Annotated in this window: 9 protein-coding genes; 7 read left to right on the top strand and 2 right to left on the bottom strand. The window is 54.7% G+C overall.

Going from position 1 to position 19,017, the window contains the following annotated elements:
* Nucleotides 1–202 precede the first annotated feature (202 nt).
* A complete protein-coding gene (gene smc / locus RGU70_RS10105) occupies nt 203–3,733 on the bottom strand; it encodes a chromosome segregation protein SMC (protein ID WP_322209269.1) in 3,531 nt (1,176 codons plus the stop codon).
* Nucleotides 3,734–4,010: 277 nt separating this feature from the next.
* Between smc and RGU70_RS10100 the strand changes: the two genes are divergently transcribed.
* From RGU70_RS10100 to dapE, 6 genes are all read left to right on the top strand, one after another.
* Nucleotides 4,011–4,724, top strand: coding sequence for a contractile injection system protein, VgrG/Pvc8 family (locus RGU70_RS10100; protein WP_322209268.1), 714 nt, complete (start codon nt 4,011–4,013; stop codon nt 4,722–4,724).
* Between the two features lie 471 nt (nt 4,725–5,195).
* Nucleotides 5,196–5,744, top strand: coding sequence for a hypothetical protein (locus tag RGU70_RS10095; protein WP_322209267.1), 549 nt, complete (start codon nt 5,196–5,198; stop codon nt 5,742–5,744).
* Between the two features lie 979 nt (nt 5,745–6,723).
* Entirely contained in the window at nt 6,724–7,932 is a 1,209-nt protein-coding gene (dapC, locus tag RGU70_RS10090) for a succinyldiaminopimelate transaminase (RefSeq protein WP_322209266.1), read from the top strand.
* 98 nt (nt 7,933–8,030) lie between these two features.
* Complete coding sequence (gene dapD / locus RGU70_RS10085) at nt 8,031–8,867, top strand: 2,3,4,5-tetrahydropyridine-2,6-dicarboxylate N-succinyltransferase (RefSeq protein ID WP_322209265.1); 837 nt, start codon at nt 8,031–8,033, stop codon at nt 8,865–8,867.
* A gap of 92 nt (nt 8,868–8,959) precedes the next feature.
* On the top strand, nt 8,960–9,325 hold the full coding sequence (locus tag RGU70_RS10080; RefSeq protein ID WP_322209264.1) for an ArsC family reductase: 366 nt from the start codon (nt 8,960–8,962) through the stop codon (nt 9,323–9,325).
* Nucleotides 9,322–10,449 (top strand): succinyl-diaminopimelate desuccinylase, encoded by a 1,128-nt coding sequence (dapE, locus tag RGU70_RS10075; RefSeq protein ID WP_322209263.1) that lies wholly within the window; start codon nt 9,322–9,324, stop codon nt 10,447–10,449. The genes RGU70_RS10080 and dapE overlap by 4 nt, the downstream gene beginning before the upstream one ends.
* A gap of 138 nt (nt 10,450–10,587) precedes the next feature.
* On the opposite strand, the gene RGU70_RS10070 is transcribed toward dapE, so the two are convergent.
* Entirely contained in the window at nt 10,588–11,319 is a 732-nt protein-coding gene (locus tag RGU70_RS10070; RefSeq protein WP_322209262.1) for an SDR family oxidoreductase, read from the bottom strand.
* 428 nt (nt 11,320–11,747) lie between these two features.
* Between RGU70_RS10070 and RGU70_RS10065 the strand changes: the two genes are divergently transcribed.
* Nucleotides 11,748–18,908 carry a hypothetical protein gene (locus RGU70_RS10065; RefSeq protein WP_322209261.1) on the top strand — a complete coding sequence of 2,387 codons (7,161 nt, stop codon included), beginning with the start codon at nt 11,748–11,750 and terminating at the stop codon, nt 18,906–18,908.
* Nucleotides 18,909–19,017 lie beyond the last annotated feature (109 nt).

Raw genomic sequence — 19,017 nt, 5'->3', positions numbered from 1 at the left:
GATGCACCTTTGGTACATACATGCACGCCCTGCGGGTAACTCCGGCACGAAGGAAAAGTGGTAAAACGGCAATACTGGCGCACATCTCCCTATGCGACCAGCCATTCAGGGTAGTGTTACGCCCCAGAGTTGTCAAGCCAGAGGCCCTCTGACAGAATCCATGAAGCCGACTATCCCCCGTCTGCCTTACAAGCATGCGACTTCAGACCAACTGCCCTTCTGGTGCAGTAAAACCAATCGCCGATTCCATATCCACCGCTACGATACGCGAAACGCCCTGTTCCTGCATGGTCACGCCTATCAGTTGCTGCGCCATTTCCATCGCGATCTTGTTATGCGAGATGAACAGGAATTGGGTGTGCTCCGACATCCGCTCGACCATTTTGCAGAACCGTTCAGTGTTGGCGTCGTCCAGCGGCGCATCAACTTCATCGAGCAAGCAAAACGGTGCCGGATTGAGCTGGAACATCGAAAACACCAGCGCCGTGGCAGTCAGTGCTTTTTCACCACCCGACAGCAGATGGATGGTCGCGTTTTTCTTGCCTGGCGGTTGCGCCATGACCTGCACGCCCGAATCGAGAATTTCATCGCCGGTCATGGTCAGACGCGCCTGCCCGCCGCCGAACAGGATAGGAAACAGTTCGGCAAAATGCGTATTGACCTTGTCAAAGGTGTCCTGCAACAGCTCGCGGGTTTCCTTGTCGATCTTGTGAATCGCGTCCTGCAAGGTGTTGATAGCTTCGGTCAGATCGGCATTTTGCGCGTCGAGGAAATTCTTGCGTTCCGACGCCTGCGCCAGTTCGTCCAGCGCTGCCAGATTGACTGCCCCCAGCGCCGCAATCGCATTGCCTAAACGTGTGACCTCGCCTTGCAAATAAGAAGGGCGCAAATCGTCGCTCAGTTTTTCCGCCAACGCCGCTTCGTCGGCCTGCACTTCGGCCAGTTGCTGCGCGTATTGCTCTTGATTCAGTCGTGCAGCCTGCTCTTTCAGCTGCAATTCGGTAATACGATCGCGTTGCGGTTGCAGACTACGCTCCGCCTGCATCCGACTTTCTTCATGCTGCCGCAGATTTTGCGCGAGCTGATCAAGTTCATGACGCGCATCTGCCAGCGCACGCTCCTGATCGGTGCGCCTGTCCAGCAGATCCTGCAAACCAGCCTGCGCGGCCTGATCGTCCAGACTTTCCAGTTCCAGACTGCCCTGCTGCATGCTGGCAAACAACTGCGCCGCCTGCTCCAGCGCGGTACCGATACTGCGCTTGAGTTCGTCGATTCTGGCGCGGTGGGTTTTCTCCGCGAATGCGGCTTCCTGCGCCGCCCGTTCCAGCTCGCGCAGACGCTGGCGCGCATCGTTGAGCTGCTGCTCCTTGCCGAGATAATCGGTCTGGCTGTTTTCATGCTGCTCCTGAATATCCGCCAGTTCCATATCGAGCTGCTCGAAGCGGGATTCGGATTCCTCGCGCACCTGCTGCTGTTCGCTTTCCTGCGCGGCGATTTCGGCCAGGTCGGACACAATCTGCGTGCTGCGCTGATTGAACCTGTCCTGCACTTCGGCCAGTTTCATCACCTCGATTTGCAAAGCATGTGCCGCTTGGGTCAGAGAATTGACGCGCTGACGCAATTCCTGTAAGCGCTGCGCCGCCTGCGACAAAGTCGATTCGGCGCGAACGGCGCGGGTTTTGGCTTCGTCGGCCAGCATTTGCTGGGCGCGCTGCTGCTTGCCGGTATTTTCGATATCTTGCTGGCGCGCCAGCATGCCGTCCTGCTCTGAATCCGAAGCGTAAAACCGCACGCTGGAACGGCTGACGACATGTCCTTCGCGGGTGACGAAACACGCGCCCGGCGGCAGATTGCCCCGCTCGGCGAAGGCGCTGGCGGTATCGTCGGCGATAAAGACTTCGTGCAGCCAGTCTTGCAGCAGAGCGCGCAAGGCCGGGTCGTTCAATTGCAATAAATTCAGGAAAGGTTTGAAAGCGGAGGCCGACGGCACCGTTGGCGCGGCGGCGGCTACCGGAGAAAACAAGGCCAGCTTGGCTGGCGGCGCATCGTTGAAAAAGGCCTTGGCCCAGTCCAGATTGGACACTTCCAGCGCGGCAGTACGTTCGCGCAGTACCGATTCCAGCGCCGTTTCCCAGCCCGTTTCTATGCGCAGCTTTTGCCACAGACGCGGCAATTCGGCCAGACCGTGTTTTTGCAACCACGGCTGTACCTTGCCCTTGGACTGCACGGTTTCCTGCAATTGCTTCAGTGCCGAAAGACGCGCATCAAGTTGCGTATAAAGGCTGCTTTCGCGGCTAACCGTTTCCTGCGCCAGACGGCGATCCTCTTCCAGTTGCGGCTGCTGCTCCTGCGCTTCCTCAAGCTGCATCGCCGCTTCTTCCAGCGTCGCCTGCTTTTCTTCCAGTTGCAGCTTCAAGTTCGACAAATGGGCGTCATCCGGCAGATTGAGGCCGTTTTTCTCCTGCACCAGACGCTCACGCCGCACGCCAAGACCCGTCAGAATGTTGGCGGCATTGCGCTGATGCGCGGCTTCCAGCTCGATCTGTTGCTGCGCCTGCATGATCTTGGCGCGCGACTCGGCCGTCTTGAGCTGCCCTTCACGCCAGGCTTGCTCCAGCATCGGCAAACGATCGCTGCAATCCTGCACGCCCTGCTGCGCCTGCTCAACCCGGATGGCGTGCTCTTCCAGAAACTGCTCGGCCTCGACCAATTCATCCTGATGTTGCGTACCCTGACGCTGCCACTGATCGCGTTGCGCCGTCAGCGAATTGAGCTGTGTCTGCAAACGGTTGCGCGATTCGATCACGAACTTGATTTGCGCTTCCAGACTGCCGATTTCAGAATTGGTCTGATACAACTGCCCCTGTGCCTGATGCAAGCGATCGCCGGAGGCGTAGTGCGCCTGCCGCATATGCTCCAGGGCGGTTTCGACATGGCGCAGCTTGGCGGTTTGCTCTTCCAGATCGGTCTGGGCGCGTTCGATATCGCGGAAGAATTTTTCCTGCTCGGCTTGCGCCTCCTTCTTGCGCAGCAGCCACAGCAATTTTTGCTTCTCATCCTGATCGTTTTGCAGCGCATGAAACTTGTGCGCCACCGCCGCCTGCGCTTCCAGCTTGGACAGATTGGCATTCAGCTCACGCAGAATATCCTCCACCCGCACCAGATTTTCACGGGTATCGTTGATCCGGTTTTCGGTCTCGCGGCGGCGTTCCTTGTATTTGGAAACGCCGGCGGCTTCTTCGAGGAAAATGCGCAGCTCTTCAGGACGCGCTTCGATAATGCGCGAAATCATCCCCTGTCCGATAATGGCGTAAGCACGCGGACCGAGTCCGGTGCCGAGGAAAATATCCTGAATATCGCGCCGACGAACAGATTGGTTATTGATGTAATAAGTGGAAGTGCCGTCTCGTGTCAGCGTGCGCTTGACCGCGATTTCCGCGTACTGCCCCCACTGCCCGGCAGCCTTGCCGTCGCCGTTGTCAAACATCAGCTCAACCGACGCCCGCCCGGCCGGCTTGCGATGCGTCGTGCCGTTGAAAATCACGTCCTGCATCGACTCGCCGCGCAATTCGGAGGCTTTCGACTCCCCCAACACCCAACGCACAGCGTCGATGATATTGGACTTGCCGCAGCCGTTGGGACCCACCACGCCCACCAGCTGGCCCGGCACCTGGAAATTAGTAGGATCGACGAAGGACTTGAAGCCCGACAATTTAATGGAAGTTAAGCGCACGTTATCGTCTGTTTGAATGAGTTTAGCAAAAACAAGCCAGAGTGGCCGCTGCAACCCGCTATCATAACATTCTCGCTCTATGCGGACTGTATGTGCGCCCTCACCTGCTCCCCCCCATCTGCGCCTCACCCTGGTCTGAACAAACGCCGGTTCTTATGACTAAAAATCAGACTTCAAAATATACCCAGCATTTACCGGACAAGTCATTGCCCACGGATTGACGCTTTTTGGCAGATGCCTACACTAGCGAGGATTCTTCTTTCACAGAATCCACCGCATGCTGCCCCCCATCAAAGACCTCGAACGCTGGATCTACAACCGCCAGCACAAACGCATCCTCACCCTCGATTTCCCCGATAACAACTGCCCCCAGAGCGGCCCCGAACGCTACCAGCGCGACGCGCTCTTTGTTCCCAATCGTCTCGACGCCGACGAAGGCCTTTCCCGCGATTTCACCTACACCGTCGAAGTCCTGTCCGACGATCCGCGCATTCCTCTGACTGAGGTGCTAGGCAAGCTGGTCACGCTCTCACTCAAACGCAAAGACGGCAGCCTGCGCTACTTCAACGGCTACGTCTTTGAATTCGGCCTCGAGCGCTGTGAAGGCAACGTCGTGTTTTACCGCATGGTGCTCAAACCCTGGATGGCTTTTCTTCGCCAGCGCAAGAACAACGCCGTGTTTTGTCACCAGACCCTCAACGATCAGGCGATGGAAATCTTCCGTCACTATCCCTCCATCCGCTGTGACTACCGCTATAAGCTGCCTAGCGGCCACGGCTATCGGAATGGCAGCGCCTACGAATATGATGAAACTGCCACGCATACAAAACTTCCTGACTACAACATGGAGCAGCAAGGAGATTTGATTGCTCATTACTTTGCAGCATTGATGCTTCAGCACGAGAAATATACAAAAAAAATTCTCTTTTTATCCCGCGTGCTAACTGAATTTATAAAGGATCCAAAAAATGCTGAACTTCTTCCGAAATAATTTTTACTTATCCGTATTGTCATGTGTGTCGATAAATAATGCCTGTGCCATGTCCTCCATCAGCGATGGTGATCTTATCGTTACCTTACGCAATGACATGCCCTGCTACTTTTACCCGATAGATTCACAAACAAAAAAGGAACCCTATTTTTTTGGGACACTTTATGTATCCTGGAATGACAGAGAATCATCGCTTCCATCCTTCGATAAATGGAGTCTACAGAGTCCGGATGACATTTACTCGCCGTCTAGTCCGGAATCATGTTTGACATATGGTGTAGTTGCACCAGGAACTCACGAAAAATTCCCCGCAAAGGCACACCGTTACGACGTGCCATATCGAGTCCACATGACAGTATTTTCTAAAATGGGCGAACGAAAATATATGACTTACTATTGCCTCAGCCATGACTCAGCAGGAGCCACAACGATCCAAAAAACAGAGTACGTCGACAAAAAAAGTAAATATATTTGCGTACCCAACAAATGAATGCCGATAAAAAAATGTGCAGAGCATTCAGCATTTTTTATATCGGTAGCGTATTTGCATTTATGTACGGTCTGGCAAATAGCGCTTACGCCATGTCCTCCATCAGCGATGGTGATCTTATTGTTACTTTGCGCGATGGAATCCCTTGCTATTCTTATCCAATAGATTCACATACGGCGAAGAGATCCTATTTCATGGGGGTACTTTACGTTTCTTGGAATGATCGGGAGACGTCACTCCCACCGTTTGATACGTGGAGGTTGGAGAGCGGCAATGCAGACTACTCCCCCTCTAGTCCAGAATCTTGTCTGAAATATGGCGTTGTTGCCCCAGGGACGAGTGAGAAATTACCAGCAAAACCACATCGTTATGATGTCCCCTACAGAGCGCATTTGACAGTATTTTCGCCCACTGAAGACCGAAAATATATGACTTATTATTGCCTCAGTCACAACTTTAGCGGCGAGACGATTATCCATAAAGCAAAGTACGTCGACAAAACCAGTAAATATATATGTGTACCGAACTAATGAATCCCCATAAAAAACCAGCGCGCAGAGCATTCCATATTTTTTATATTAGTAGTGCATTTTCATTTACGTTTTTTCTGTTAAATAACGCCTGCGCCATTTCCTCCATCAGCGATGGTGATCTTATCGTTACCTTGCGCAATGGAATGCCCTGCTACTCCTATCCGATAGATTCAAGAACAAAGAAGGAACCATTTTTTTAAAGCATTTTCTGTTTATCGGCGTGGGGGAAAATCGGAAATCCCCTATTTTGAGGAGTGGCATTTACAAAGCAGCGATAAAAATTACTCTCCGTCTAACCCAGAATCTTGTATTGAATATGGTGTTATTCCATCGGGGGCGAACGAAAAAATACCTGCACATCCACATCGCTATGATGTTCCCTATAACGCACATTTGGGCGTCTATACAAAAAAGAAAAATCGTAAATATGAGACCAATTATTGTCTCGATCGGAATGAAGCGGGAGTAACTATTATTCAAAAAGCAAAATACACTGATCAAACCAACCGATATGAATGTATCCCCAACAAATGAATGACTCTATAAAATCACCGCGCAAAACATTCCGTAACTCTCAAAAAAGTGGAATATGTCAACAAAACGGGGAAACGTATTTGCCTACGAAATAAATAAACTCTGAGTTACCAATGCGGAAATTAAAATTAATAAAAATTAATAAAAACCAAAAATTCTGAAAATAATCATTAAGCAAACAAATAAGAAATTAACCAAAGCAACTTAATACCAGGCCACTCGCAACCGACATTTCCCTCCCGCCAAACTACCCCTCCTTGCTCCGAACAAAGCAAGAAATTCCCCCTCCCGCAGCAAGACATGCCAGCCAAAGCCGACCTGACAGGCGAACGGTATAATGGCGACCTGTACCGAGAAGGTGCATGCCCTTCCCCCGACACTGCCGAACGGCCATTGCTCCATGAGTGGCCGCTGCCGTTTTCCTCCGTGAATCTGTGAATCCGTGAATCCATTACTCGACCAGTTGCATCCGTATCCCTTCGAAAAGCTCAAACAGCTGTTCGCCGGAATCACGCCCGACCCCGTCCATCGCGCCATCAGTCTGGGTATAGGCGAACCCAAGCACGCTACCCCGGCGTTCATTCGTCAGGCACTGGCCGACAATCTGGACGGGCTGGCGGTTTACCCCTCCACTATCGGCGGCCTCCCCTTGCGCACGGCGATTGCCGGCTGGCTGGAACGACGCTATCAATTGCCTTCGATTGATCCCGCCACGCAGATACTGCCGGTCAACGGCTCTCGCGAAGCGCTGTTCGCGCTGGCGCAGACGGTCGTCGATCCGCGGTCCAAAGATGCCCTGGTGATGTGCCCGAATCCGTTTTATCAAATCTACGAAGGCGCTGCCTATCTGTCCGGCGCTCAACCGTATTTTGCCAATTCCGACCCGGCCCGTAATTTCGCGCCGGACTATGCCAGCGTGCCGGCCTCGATCTGGGAACGGGTACAACTGCTCTATATTTGCTCGCCCGGCAATCCGACCGGCGCCGTATTGTCACTGGCAGACTGGGAACAATTGTTCGCGCTGTCGGACCGCTACGGCTTCGTGATCGCTTCCGACGAATGCTATTCGGAAATTTACTTCAAAGCCGAAGCCCCGCTAGGCGGACTGGAAGCCGCGCACAAGCTAGGCCGCAGCGATTTCCGCCGTCTGATTGCTTTTTCCAGCCTCTCGAAACGCTCCAACGTCCCCGGTCTGCGTTCCGGCTTCGTTGCCGGCGATGCCGCCATCCTGTCCAAGTTTCTGCTGTACCGCACTTACCACGGCGGTTCCATGAGTCCGACCACGCAGGCCGCTTCGGCTGCCGCCTGGAACGATGAAGAGCATGTGCGTGAAAACCGCGCCAAATACATCGCCAAATTTGCGCAGGTCACGCCGCTGCTGCAACAAGTGCTCGATGTCAGCCTGCCGGATGCCGGTTTTTATCTGTGGGCCGGCGTCGGCAAGCTGGGCGGGATCAGCGATACCGAATTCGCCCGTCGCCTCTATGCCGAATATAATGTGACGGTGTTGCCCGGCAGCTATCTGGCACGCGACGCACACGGCATCAATCCGGGTCAGCAAAAAATACGCATGGCGCTGGTTGCCGAGGTTGAAGAATGCCTGGAAGCTGCGCACCGCATCGTTGCCTTCGCCCGCACGCTGAGCGCCTGAGCCAAGTTGGCTTGAGCTGAACCGCCGCATTTGATTTTCTGCCGCACTTAATTTTTTTATTTCCCGTTGTTTTACTCATTGCACATAGGCCAGACACCATGACCAGTTCCATCCAAAACATCATCGACCAAGCCTGGGAAGATCGCGCCAGCCTGTCACCGAAAGCAGCGCCTGCCGCCATCCGCGAAGCAGTCGCTACGGTTATCGCCGGTCTCAACGACGGTACCCTGCGCGTGGCCGAGCGTCAGAGCGTCGGTCAATGGCAGGTCAATCAATGGGTCAAGAAAGCCATCCTGCTGTCGTTCCGGCTGGAAGACAATGTCGTCGTCGGTTCCGGTGAACCCGGCTACCCGCAGTTTTACGACAAAGTACCAACCAAGTTCGCCAACTACACCGCCGAAGATTTCGCCAAGGGCGGTTTCCGCGTGGTGCCGCCAGCAGTGGCGCGTCACGGCTCCTTCATCGGTCGCAACGTGGTGCTGATGCCTTCCTACGTCAACATCGGCGCGTATGTTGATGAAGGCGCAATGGTCGATACCTGGGCAACCGTCGGTTCGGCCGCTCAGATCGGCAAGAACGTCCACCTGTCCGGCGGCGTCGGCATTGGCGGCGTGCTCGAGCCAGTGCAAGCCGGCCCGGTCATCATCGAAGACAACTGCTTCATCGGTGCGCGTTCGGAAATCGTCGAAGGCGTGATCGTCGAAGAAAACTCGGTCATCTCGATGGGTGTGTATATCGGCCAATCGACCAAGATTTATGATCGCGAAACCGGCGAAGTGTTTTACGGTCGCGTGCCGGCCGGTTCGGTCGTGGTGCCGGGCAACCTGCCGTCGGCCGATGGTAAATACAGCCTGTACGCCGCCATCATCGTCAAGAAAGTCGATGCGCAAACCCGCTCCAAAACCGCCATCAACGAATTGCTGCGCGGTATTTGAATCAGGTAACTGAATCAGTGGTTTGAATTAGCTGATATCACTGCCCCGGCGCTGCGTCGGGGCAGGTTTTTTTCAGGCAAGGCAAAACAATCATGAGCGCACCCTTCACTCTGTACGGCATCCCCAACTGCGACACCGTCAAAAAAGCCCGCACCTGGCTGGACGCGCATGAGCTTGTCTTCACTTTCCACGATTTCAAGAAAGCCGGTCTCGATGCGGCGCAAGTCGCCCTCTGGCTCAAGGAGGTCCCCTGGGATACCTTGGTCAACCGCAAAGGCACAACCTGGCGCGCACTGTCGCCGGAACGGCAAGCAAGCATCGTCGATGCGGCCACTGCACTGCCCCTCATTCTGGAAAACCCGTCCATCGTCAAACGGCCGGTACTTTATTTCGACGGCCACACGCATGTCGGATTTTCCGCTGAACGCTATCAACACATTTTCAAGACGACCCCATGAGCCCAACCCTCGCACTGACCGAAGAATTGATCGCCCTCTCCTCGCTGACCCCCAGCGATCAGGGTTGCCAGGCGCGTCTGGCCGAATTGCTGGCCCCCCTAGGCTTCGTCTGCGAAACCATCCAGTCCGGCGCCGTCACCAATCTGTGGGCGCGCAAGGGCAGCGCGCAACCGCTGCTGGTGTTCGCCGGCCATACCGACGTGGTGCCGACCGGCCCGCTCGATCAGTGGACGTCCCCGCCCTTTGTACCTACCCATCGCGATGGCAAGTTGTATGGTCGCGGCGCAGCCGACATGAAAACCTCGATTGCCGCCATGGTCGTGGCCACACAAGAATTTTGCGCAGCACATCCTCAGCATCGTGGCTCAATCGCCTTCCTGATCACCAGCGATGAAGAAGGTCCCGCCACCGACGGCACCGTGGTCGTATGCGATCGTTTGAAGGCGCGTGGCGAACAGCTCGACTATTGCATCGTCGGCGAACCCACCTCCGGCACAAAGCTGGGCGACACCATCAAGAATGGCCGGCGCGGCAGCATGTCGGGCAAGCTCACCGTCAAGGGCGTCCAAGGCCACATCGCCTATCCGCAACTGGCAAAAAATCCCATCCATCTGGCCGCACCGGCGCTGACCGCACTGGTAGCCGAAGAATGGGATCAGGGCAATGACTATTACCTGCCAACGTCCTGGCAAATGTCGAACATCCACGGCGGCGCGGGCGCATCAAATGTGATTCCGGGCGAAGTCGTGATCGATTTCAATTTCCGTTTTTCCACCGCCAGCACGGTCGAAGGCTTGCAGCAGCGAGTACATGCCATTCTCAACTCCCATGCGCTGGAATACGACCTGACCTGGAATGTCAGCGGCATGCCCTTCCTGACGCCGCGCGGCACGCTGAGCGATGCCTTGTCCGCCGCCATCAAGACCCACACCGGCATCGATACCGAACTATCGACTACCGGCGGCACATCGGACGGTCGCTTCATCGCCAACATCTGCCCGCAAGTGATCGAATTCGGGCCTATCAATGCCAGCATTCACAAAATCGATGAGCACATCCTGCTCAGCGACATTGACCCCTTGAAGAACATCTACCGCGCGACACTGGAAAATCTGCTGGCTTAGGGTCCTTACTTAACGAAACTCGGCTTATAAAAAATCAGCCCAAGCGATCATGGATGGCTTGGGCTGGCGGGGTAAGCAAGGCCACGGTATAGGTAAGGTCAATTAAGACCTTGAAATCCATTGCAGATTAAATCGCCATCAAGGCGCGACTTGCAATACCGGTCGGATCAAAATCTCTTCCACCAGCACATTGCCCGGTTGCGCAAAGGCATACACCAGCGCCTGAGCGATATCTTCGGATGTCAGGGCATTGAGTTTCTCGCGACGTTCGTTCAGCGCCGGGCCAACGTTTTCGCCAAACTCAGTCCACACCGCACCCGGTTCAATCACCGTGACCCGAATACCTTCCGGACCCAGCTCTTTACGCAGCGCATCGTGAAAACCGACAACGGCGTATTTGGTCGCACTGTAGACCGACCAGTTTTCAACCCCATAACGCCCGCCCACACTCGATACTGAACAGATCATTGCCCCTTTACGACCGCGCAAATGCGCAATCGCAAGCTGGGTGCAATTCAAGACACCGAACAAATTCACGTCGATCATTTTTTTCCAGTCATCCGGCTGACTGGCTTCAAATTTGGCATTGATCCCTAAACCCGCATTATTGAACAGCAGGTCAAGCCCACCGAAGCGTTCGCCGACAGTTTTAAACAATGCCTGCACCTGCGCCAAATCGGCAACGTCTGCTTCCACGATAGAGGCCGCATCACCGAGTTCCGCCGCGAGCGCCTCAAGACGCTCACGACGCCGAGCGACCAGCACCACATGCATCCCCTCCTGTACCAGAAGACGCGCAGCAGCCTCGCCAATCCCGCTCGACGCACCCGTTACCACCGCCACCTTGCCGGTAAGATCTTGCATTTTCATAAATTTCCTCATTATTGTTTCTTGGGCCTGCTGACATGTCGTTGACGAGATGCGTTTCCGTCGATTCATGAGTCAACAAGCAGCGCACAGCAAAGCTGTTGTTGTAGACCACCATACCCGACCACGGAAAAATCTGCAGAGTCTGCTCGAATTTCTGTCTTAAGTTCATCGTATTTACCACCTGGATTGGCCTCATTTTTGCCTCATTCAATGTTTGATAACATATCGACTCCGGTTCAGAAAAAGCTATTTGAGAAGCTCTGCCAATAATGGATTTGTATCAATTCCAGCATATAAATAATTAAATTAAAATTTTTGAAACCAGAAAAGAAGGCCTGTGTCTCATGTTTTCGGTCGACCTCAACTCGATCAAATCATGTGTGATTTAGGGGCAACGACCGTGCCGATTATTTTTTAACGGAGGTCCCATGCCTACGGTTTCCATCGCATCAGGTTCGAAAAATTTTCATCAAATCGCCGTCCCATTCGTCGCTATTTCAGCGGAAAAACTCCCATTTCCTAGCCGCTTTCAGTCGGTCTCCTGTCCGGCACTCAGCGCCCCTTTGCTTGCTTGCCATCCGCGCCCATCCTCCAACTGGCGACGCTTTTTATCTGCTCTGCGGCATCCCTTACAGCCAGTCCATGAAAACAATGGTCTGCATGAGGTGCTGACCCAACTGGAAGAATGCGGTCTGTCGAATCCGTTGGAGCAACAGTTAGAAGAATTCATCTCGCCTTTTTTGGAACCGCTGGCAAGGTATCTCGACCACCAACCAAGAAAGGGCAATAGCGAAACCCGGTTCGCAGAAATGCTGCGGCAAGCCTGGTCGGCTGACTTTCCGGCGCCGCCCTCAGATTTGCTGACGGGCCTCCATGCTGCCTATAACGTAATTGCAGAAGAGCGCGGTCACAAACAACTGGAATCCAGCCCCGGCCAGATCGGTCGCGCTCTGCTGAGCCTGTTCGCGCAAAAAATCGCCGGCGAATTATGTCTGCTGCTCGCGCAAATCGCGACACCACAGCTTGAAGACCTGAGGCAATTGCGTCGCTACCTCCACCCTCAGGTGGAATATGCGCCGGCTAAGGATGCCGAAAGGGCTTCGCTGTCACGCGCAGAAATGCAGCAGGCAGTGCGACTGCTGATCTATGAAATGGAAAATATGGCGCAGACCGGCTCGCTCGCCGCACCGGCAGCACCTGATGCCGACCTGGCTTTTCGAGATATCCTATTGCGACAGGTAAGCGTCGCTTTGCGCGAAGGGCCTTATGGCCTGGAACAATTACTGCCGCCCGGCCTTGCCACCCTCACGCCGCAGCGACCACGCGATTGGGGACTGGTCTTCCTGTGCGCCTCGGCAGGATGTACGTTGCCGGCAGGAATGCGCAACTCAGCCACCACCGCCACTGCGCCCCCATCATCCATGCAAGCAGTACCTCCCCGACAGAGCGTCGTGCAGCGCATGCACTCAAGCGCGATATCCCTGTGGGAGGCATTGCCCGCCTTGCCGCATTTACCGACGTTTCCGCCCCTGGCGGGCGCGATGCCTTTGGCTGTTGCCACGAAAGCACCTCTCCTCAAGCAAACCAGCGACAACCTGGAAATTTTTCTCACAAAGGGTGTGGAGGAAGTCAGTGAGTTAAAGACCGTCTACGACTATCAATGGCAAATAGAAACACAGGTTCTCGAGAGCATGCGTTTTGTGCCGGATCGTTTACCCGAATTTCTCAGTCACTCCTGGGTCATCGACAAACTGAGGCAGGTCGCATCGAAAGAGGAAATATGCAATGAACTGATCTTATGGCACCAGAACACGCCTCTGGAATCGAAAGCCGCCACGCTCATGGCCAACGCCGATCTTGCTGACGATTGGAAATCGGCGCTAAAAATCGACTGGTATCACAACGGCATCAGCGTCCCTCCCATGGCCAGACTTGCCAGTGCCATCCGCCGCGACGGCTTGAACGGCAACAATCTGTCGGAACTATTCTCTCTCACGCACTACGCGCCGAAATTATTCACACTGGAACCGCGACAGCAAGCGGCACTGCAACAGTGGGCGGTGCATGCGTGGAAAAATTATCTTGCCAATGAAGAATCGCTTCGTCTTGCCGGTGCATTGAACATCATTAAAAATAGCGCGCAGTATTTTAAGAACAAGGCTTATGGCTATGATCGCTTTTACTCGTTTCATCAATACACCTTAAGCCACGCCGGCTTTGGCAAGAATCATTGCCTGCCGACCGCACTGCTCTACCTGTTTGCCGGAGGCAATCACGCCCTGCTGGACAATATGCGCCACAACCTGGGCCAAGTAGCGGCGCATGTTCAGGACGCAGAAATCTTCAAGAAAAACGATTTGGCCAAGCCCGCTTCCGAGGTCATCCCTCCCGGTAATGCGCTACCGCCAAACAATCTGGAGAAGGCCCGTTTTATTGCGGCTACCTTCCACGCGCTGCATCTGGGCGGCCTCTTCCGGGAGGAAAGCAAATTCGGCAGTCGCCATTACCGGCGAGTATCGACCCCGGAAGAAGTCAGTACACATTTACAGTCTCTGCCAGAAGGCATGCACCTCTTGTTTCACCAGCACGACCTCAACAACAACGCCATAGGGCATACCTGTGTGCTGAAAGTGATTCAGCTTGATCCGAATAACAAACACTATTATTTTTTCGACCCGACATTTGGCGAGTTCCGCTTCCGGAATAGCGATGCTCTGACCGATTTCGTCCGGCACGCCACCACGCAGAATATTGTCCCCTCACTCTTCTATTTCAAAAATGGCCTGCTCAAGGGAATCAGCATCGTCCAGCATGCTGACGCGAAGCTGCAAAAACGACTGCAACCCGCGCGCTTTGAGGTCTTGCGCCAAGCCTTGCCGCAATTGATCGTCCCCTTCGACAAAATACAGATTGCCCCCGCTTATGCAGCGGCATTCCTGCCGCAAGCCAGCGACATGGATGTGTTCGATCGCATATTGATGCTGCCCGATGCCTTACCGCCGGCCATCCGACAGACGATCCCCGCCGAAGCCCTCGCCGCCCCGGATGAAGCACTTGAGATCGAACTCACGCAAACGCGCTGCGTGCGCCACAACACGCCCTGCATCAGCGAGGCCCTGCAAATCAAAAACAACAAAGGCGCTGTCGTTCGGCGCATCACTGATACCAAGGCCATTGCCCACTATCGTCAAAACCGCATCGATTTGCGCGCGCGTATAGAAATCCAGTGGTTGCTCAACCGCGCCAGACTCAGCGATTTGCTGCTGTCGAACAGCTTCGTTGTCACGATTGAAAGACCGCTGCTGAGGACGCAATATGTGCGACTGGTCGCATTAGAAATGCATGAAAGAATTCAGCTTCAGCAATACACGCAATCTATCGCGCAAAGCATCTGCCTGCATGCGGCACAAAAGATAATCGGGCTGTTGCAATTTTATGACTCGGCCATGACAGGCAAATTACCCGCACTGGGATGGCAAGCCGCACCGCAATTCCATGCTGCGCTGAAATGGATGAACGCACCCAATCAAGCAGAACGAAATGCTTATCGCCGCAGGGCTTTATTTGGCAAAATCGTCAGCGTGCTCAACATCGAACATACCGTGATTACCCTGCTGCTTCCTGATTTGCCGAGAGAGAATCAGGAATATATGTTGCAACAATTGTCAAAAGGAATTGCCTCTGCCGTGCTCGGCCAAACCTCGGCAAGTCTGCTGGGTTGGGCCGCTGCACGGCGACTCAGCAATCTCTCGCCGCTACATCTGCGCATTCTGGCAAACATGGTTGAGAATTCGCTGTCGAGTGCCTCCAATCTCTTCTCTAAAACCGTCTTATCGCCGGAGCTGAAAGCAGCATTAGCACGCAACCTGGTCTCCAGCGCCACGAAAGTTCCTGGCCTGTTGCGACAAGGCAGTAACCTGTTTCAAGGCAGCATGGAATTTTTCGGCACCGCAGCCGTCGGCACAAGCACCGCACTCAGCCTCGCCAGAATGGGGGTCTACGCTAACCAATTGGTGGAAATCAACGACCCGGATCGCTACACCATCGTTACCGGAAAGCTGGCGTTTTCGGTCGTCGATGCCAGCGCCTCAGTGGGCATCCTGGTCGCTTATGGCGCAGGGATGACCGGCGCAGCAAGCGGGATTGGCCTGTTCCTCGTGCTTATCGGTGTTGTTACCTGGATGGTCGAGAATCTCCATTTCGCTCCGCTGGAGCAACGCGCCGGTTTACGATTGGTGAATCAAACGCTGACAGAATTACACGATGATTATCGCAGTCCGCTGAACGCGCAAATGCACAACCAACGGCTAGAACTGAATTTTAATCTGGTCGAAAATATCAGCGCGAATCAACTGCGGCATCGCTGGAATGCAGTCGATCTGATTGACCTGTCACGCATAGCCGAAGGGAAAATCGGCATCAAAGCCGGCAACGCCACTATCGCCCAACCAATCCCCTACCAATTCATTTATAAAAACATGGAGGAATTACTGCAAAGAGAACCTTTTTACTCCTTCGGCCCGCACTATCTGCCTGTCATGCCGAGCAAAATAAACTCCGATCCTCACCGACGCTTTTTACTAAAACACTTGTGCAAGGTCCCTGACTGGCAATGGATGGACACCCCCTCGCCAGAAAACGCCACACATATCGTGATCTACGCCCCCGACGGGAAAGCCGATGTCGATATCAGCTGGAACGCCGGTAGTCTCCATACGCTGGAAGATCAGGAACTCAACGGCCCCTTTCCCGAACTCCCTCTGCGACTCAACGACGGCAATTACATCACTGAGCTCCATGCCAAACCGCAAGCGATAAGCGCAACACGCATCGTGGCAGGGGGCGATGTTCCGCTGGTGTGCATCGTGTTCGAAGGCAAACCGGTCGAACTGGTAGCCGATCATCACACCTGCATTCTGCTCATGCTGCCCAACGCGAAAGCCAGCATCCGCGGCGTGCTTCTGCCCGGCAGCGCGATCGTGTTCGGCGACGAAGAGACCGCACCGGTTTTCGGCCTGGGTGTGCAAACGGTGCACTGGGAGGGGAATATTCTGCATGTGGAGTCGGCGCAAATCGATCTGAGCGCTGCCAGAGCAACCGGCCCATTGATGGTGACACTGCGCGGGGTGCATTACCTGCTGCATCTGAAAACCGAAACCGTCTCAAGCAAAAGCGGTTTCACCTTAGCCGGAGCCGCACTGCGCATCTCTCACATCGACTGCGCCACGCTGCCCGAGCCTGACAGCATCACCATGGTCAGAAAACTCGATCTGCAAAAACCTTATCTGCATTACATGTACGGCGTGAGCCAGTTCGGCGTTGTCAGCATCCTCAACGGCATGTACAAGGTCCGACCAGAACTGTTTCCGCTACCGGTACACATCCTCGATAAAAACAACATCACGCTCTTTTACGACCCCGCACCGCGCGATTTATTTTCACCCCAGGCGGCTGGCTGGCGCGGACAGACCTTCGTGCTGATGGCGAAGAAATCCGGCCTGGGCGGACCTTTGTGGCTGGTACGCAATGAAGAAGGGGTTGGCTACACCAGCTTGCGCAAACAATCAGGCAAGAACGATCCCCGCTCGCCTGTGACGAATATACCGCCGGAGGGGGGCAATTTTAATATCACGGATACGGGCGAAAGCTACCGGCTGGAAATGAAAGTACAGAAGGTATGGCAAGCGGGGGACGTCGTGAAATTCCTTTCCGACCAATCGCTGATTTATTCCCTTGCACTCAATGGCAAACCCATGTTGTGCGGAGCGCAAGCGGACTGGTGGGGCTGGTACTTCAATGCGCAAGACAAGCGTACCGAACTGTCCACACTAGACAATGCTTTTCCGACGCATGCCGACTGGCTGCACCTGAGCCTGCCCAACCACGACGTGCTGCACATCAATACCAGACAACAGATCGCGCTTCTGACCGCCCCCGACGACAATATGAATCCCGTGCAATACCGATCCGGCAAAGACGACAGCGACAAACCCACCGTGACCCTGCAACGCGTAGTGCAGAACGGTGATTTCGAGCTGACCCGGGTTGATGTCAGCCAGATTGCCCACCATTTTTCCGATTTCACGGCAAGCCCGCAAGGCGTCACCGTTGCAGCCGGCAAGACAGCCTATCTGCCATTACCCCCGCCAGCAGCGTGGTGGCCGACCCAAGCGCTCGACATCGACTGGTTAATCAGCCCCGGTCAGCAAGGCCTCGGCATACTGAGCGGCATCAGCGCCGATGCCCTATCTCGCCTGATGACCCGGGCCAGCGCGTCCGCGCCCCTTGGACAGTGGCTGTCCGAACAATTACACGCAGCCACACTCATTGCTACCGTGGAGCTGGCACCGACGATCCATCTCGATTACGGCATGAAGCGAACCCTGTTTCATGTGGAGACGCAAACGATGGCCATCGCTCCGGACGACGGCATCCTGCTCGGCCACAATGACCGCGTTGCCTGCTTTTACACGCGCAACGATGCAACACTGCAAAGCGCCCGCTTCCAGTCGCTGGAGGGCTTGTCCGCCACAGATCTCCTCTCGGTCCCCACCCGGCTGAATCAGACTGTGGATGCGCCGCCGGTTTCCCTGTCCCGCTTCAACGCCAGCTTGCACGAAGTCACGATCATCGAAGACAGTTTGCGTCTCACTACAGAGGATGGCCGCGTACTCGAATTTCCTGCCGACCTCAATTTCATGGGAGAAAGTAACTTTGCGCCGCCCTTAATCCGTCTCGCCTCTCACTGGTTCAGTGTAGAAAAAATTTCCCCTACCGATACGGCGACGATTAGTCGTACCTTGCGCAATCGCTTTATGCAGGATTCCCGTTACACAAACGCATCGGTCATCGTGCCGGACGTGATTGCCATTAGTTTGCCCAGGGTCGCTGGCATCTCCGGAGATGGCTACTATTTGCCCGGACGCGGGCAATATATTTCCCCGCCTCCGGACGCCGCCATAGCCCATGCCGACGAAGCTAAACAGGCGAGTTTGCAGCCTGTGAATATCACACTCAACTCGCCCTATAGCCTATGGAAGCGCGCCGTGAATGACTATTCCGATGAAAGCTGGCATTACCTCACCGACGGCATTCAGTGGACCCGGCTGGGGAAAATGCATGATGTGGAACTCTATGGCGAAAACGGGAATGTTTCTTTTTCGATGATCCCCGCCAACGATGCCAAAGAGGGCGTCATCGCCCCGTCCGGCAAGAGTATCCGGCACTATGTGGTCTGGCGCGATCGTCCGGCACACCCGCTCTACACCCTTTACTTGCAATGCCAAATACTGCCGCTCAACGAAATGAGCATCTGGCTGCTCGGCAACGATGGACACGCCGGCCCGCAAATTTACTCCCTGGTGGTGTCGTCTCAGTTATCGCTGGTACCTGGCTCCCTGGGCAAAACCCGGGTCAACGATGCGTTCCTCGTTTATACCGCCGAACTCAAGGACAAAAAAAATAACCGCTTGAAATTATATTTTGCCCAGCTCGGCCCCTCGGATCAGGTCCTTGTCCATCGCGGGCTCGATCATCGGCAGCGCGACGTCCTGCTCGTCGCCAGTAGTGCCGGTAATGAGAATGACTGAGCCGGGTGCTGGGCCGATTACTGAGCCGGGTGCTGGGCCGGGTACTGGCCTTACCTGAACCGCCGCCGTCAAGGCAGTTCAGGTATAGGAGCGGTCGGGTTTTACCAAT

It is taken from the genome of Herbaspirillum sp. RTI4 (assembly GCF_034313965.1).
GTDB lineage: Bacteria > Pseudomonadota > Gammaproteobacteria > Burkholderiales > Burkholderiaceae_D > Herbaspirillum.
The sequence above is the reverse complement of the archived record's forward strand: the minus strand, read 5'-3'. Positions and strand labels throughout refer to the sequence as shown.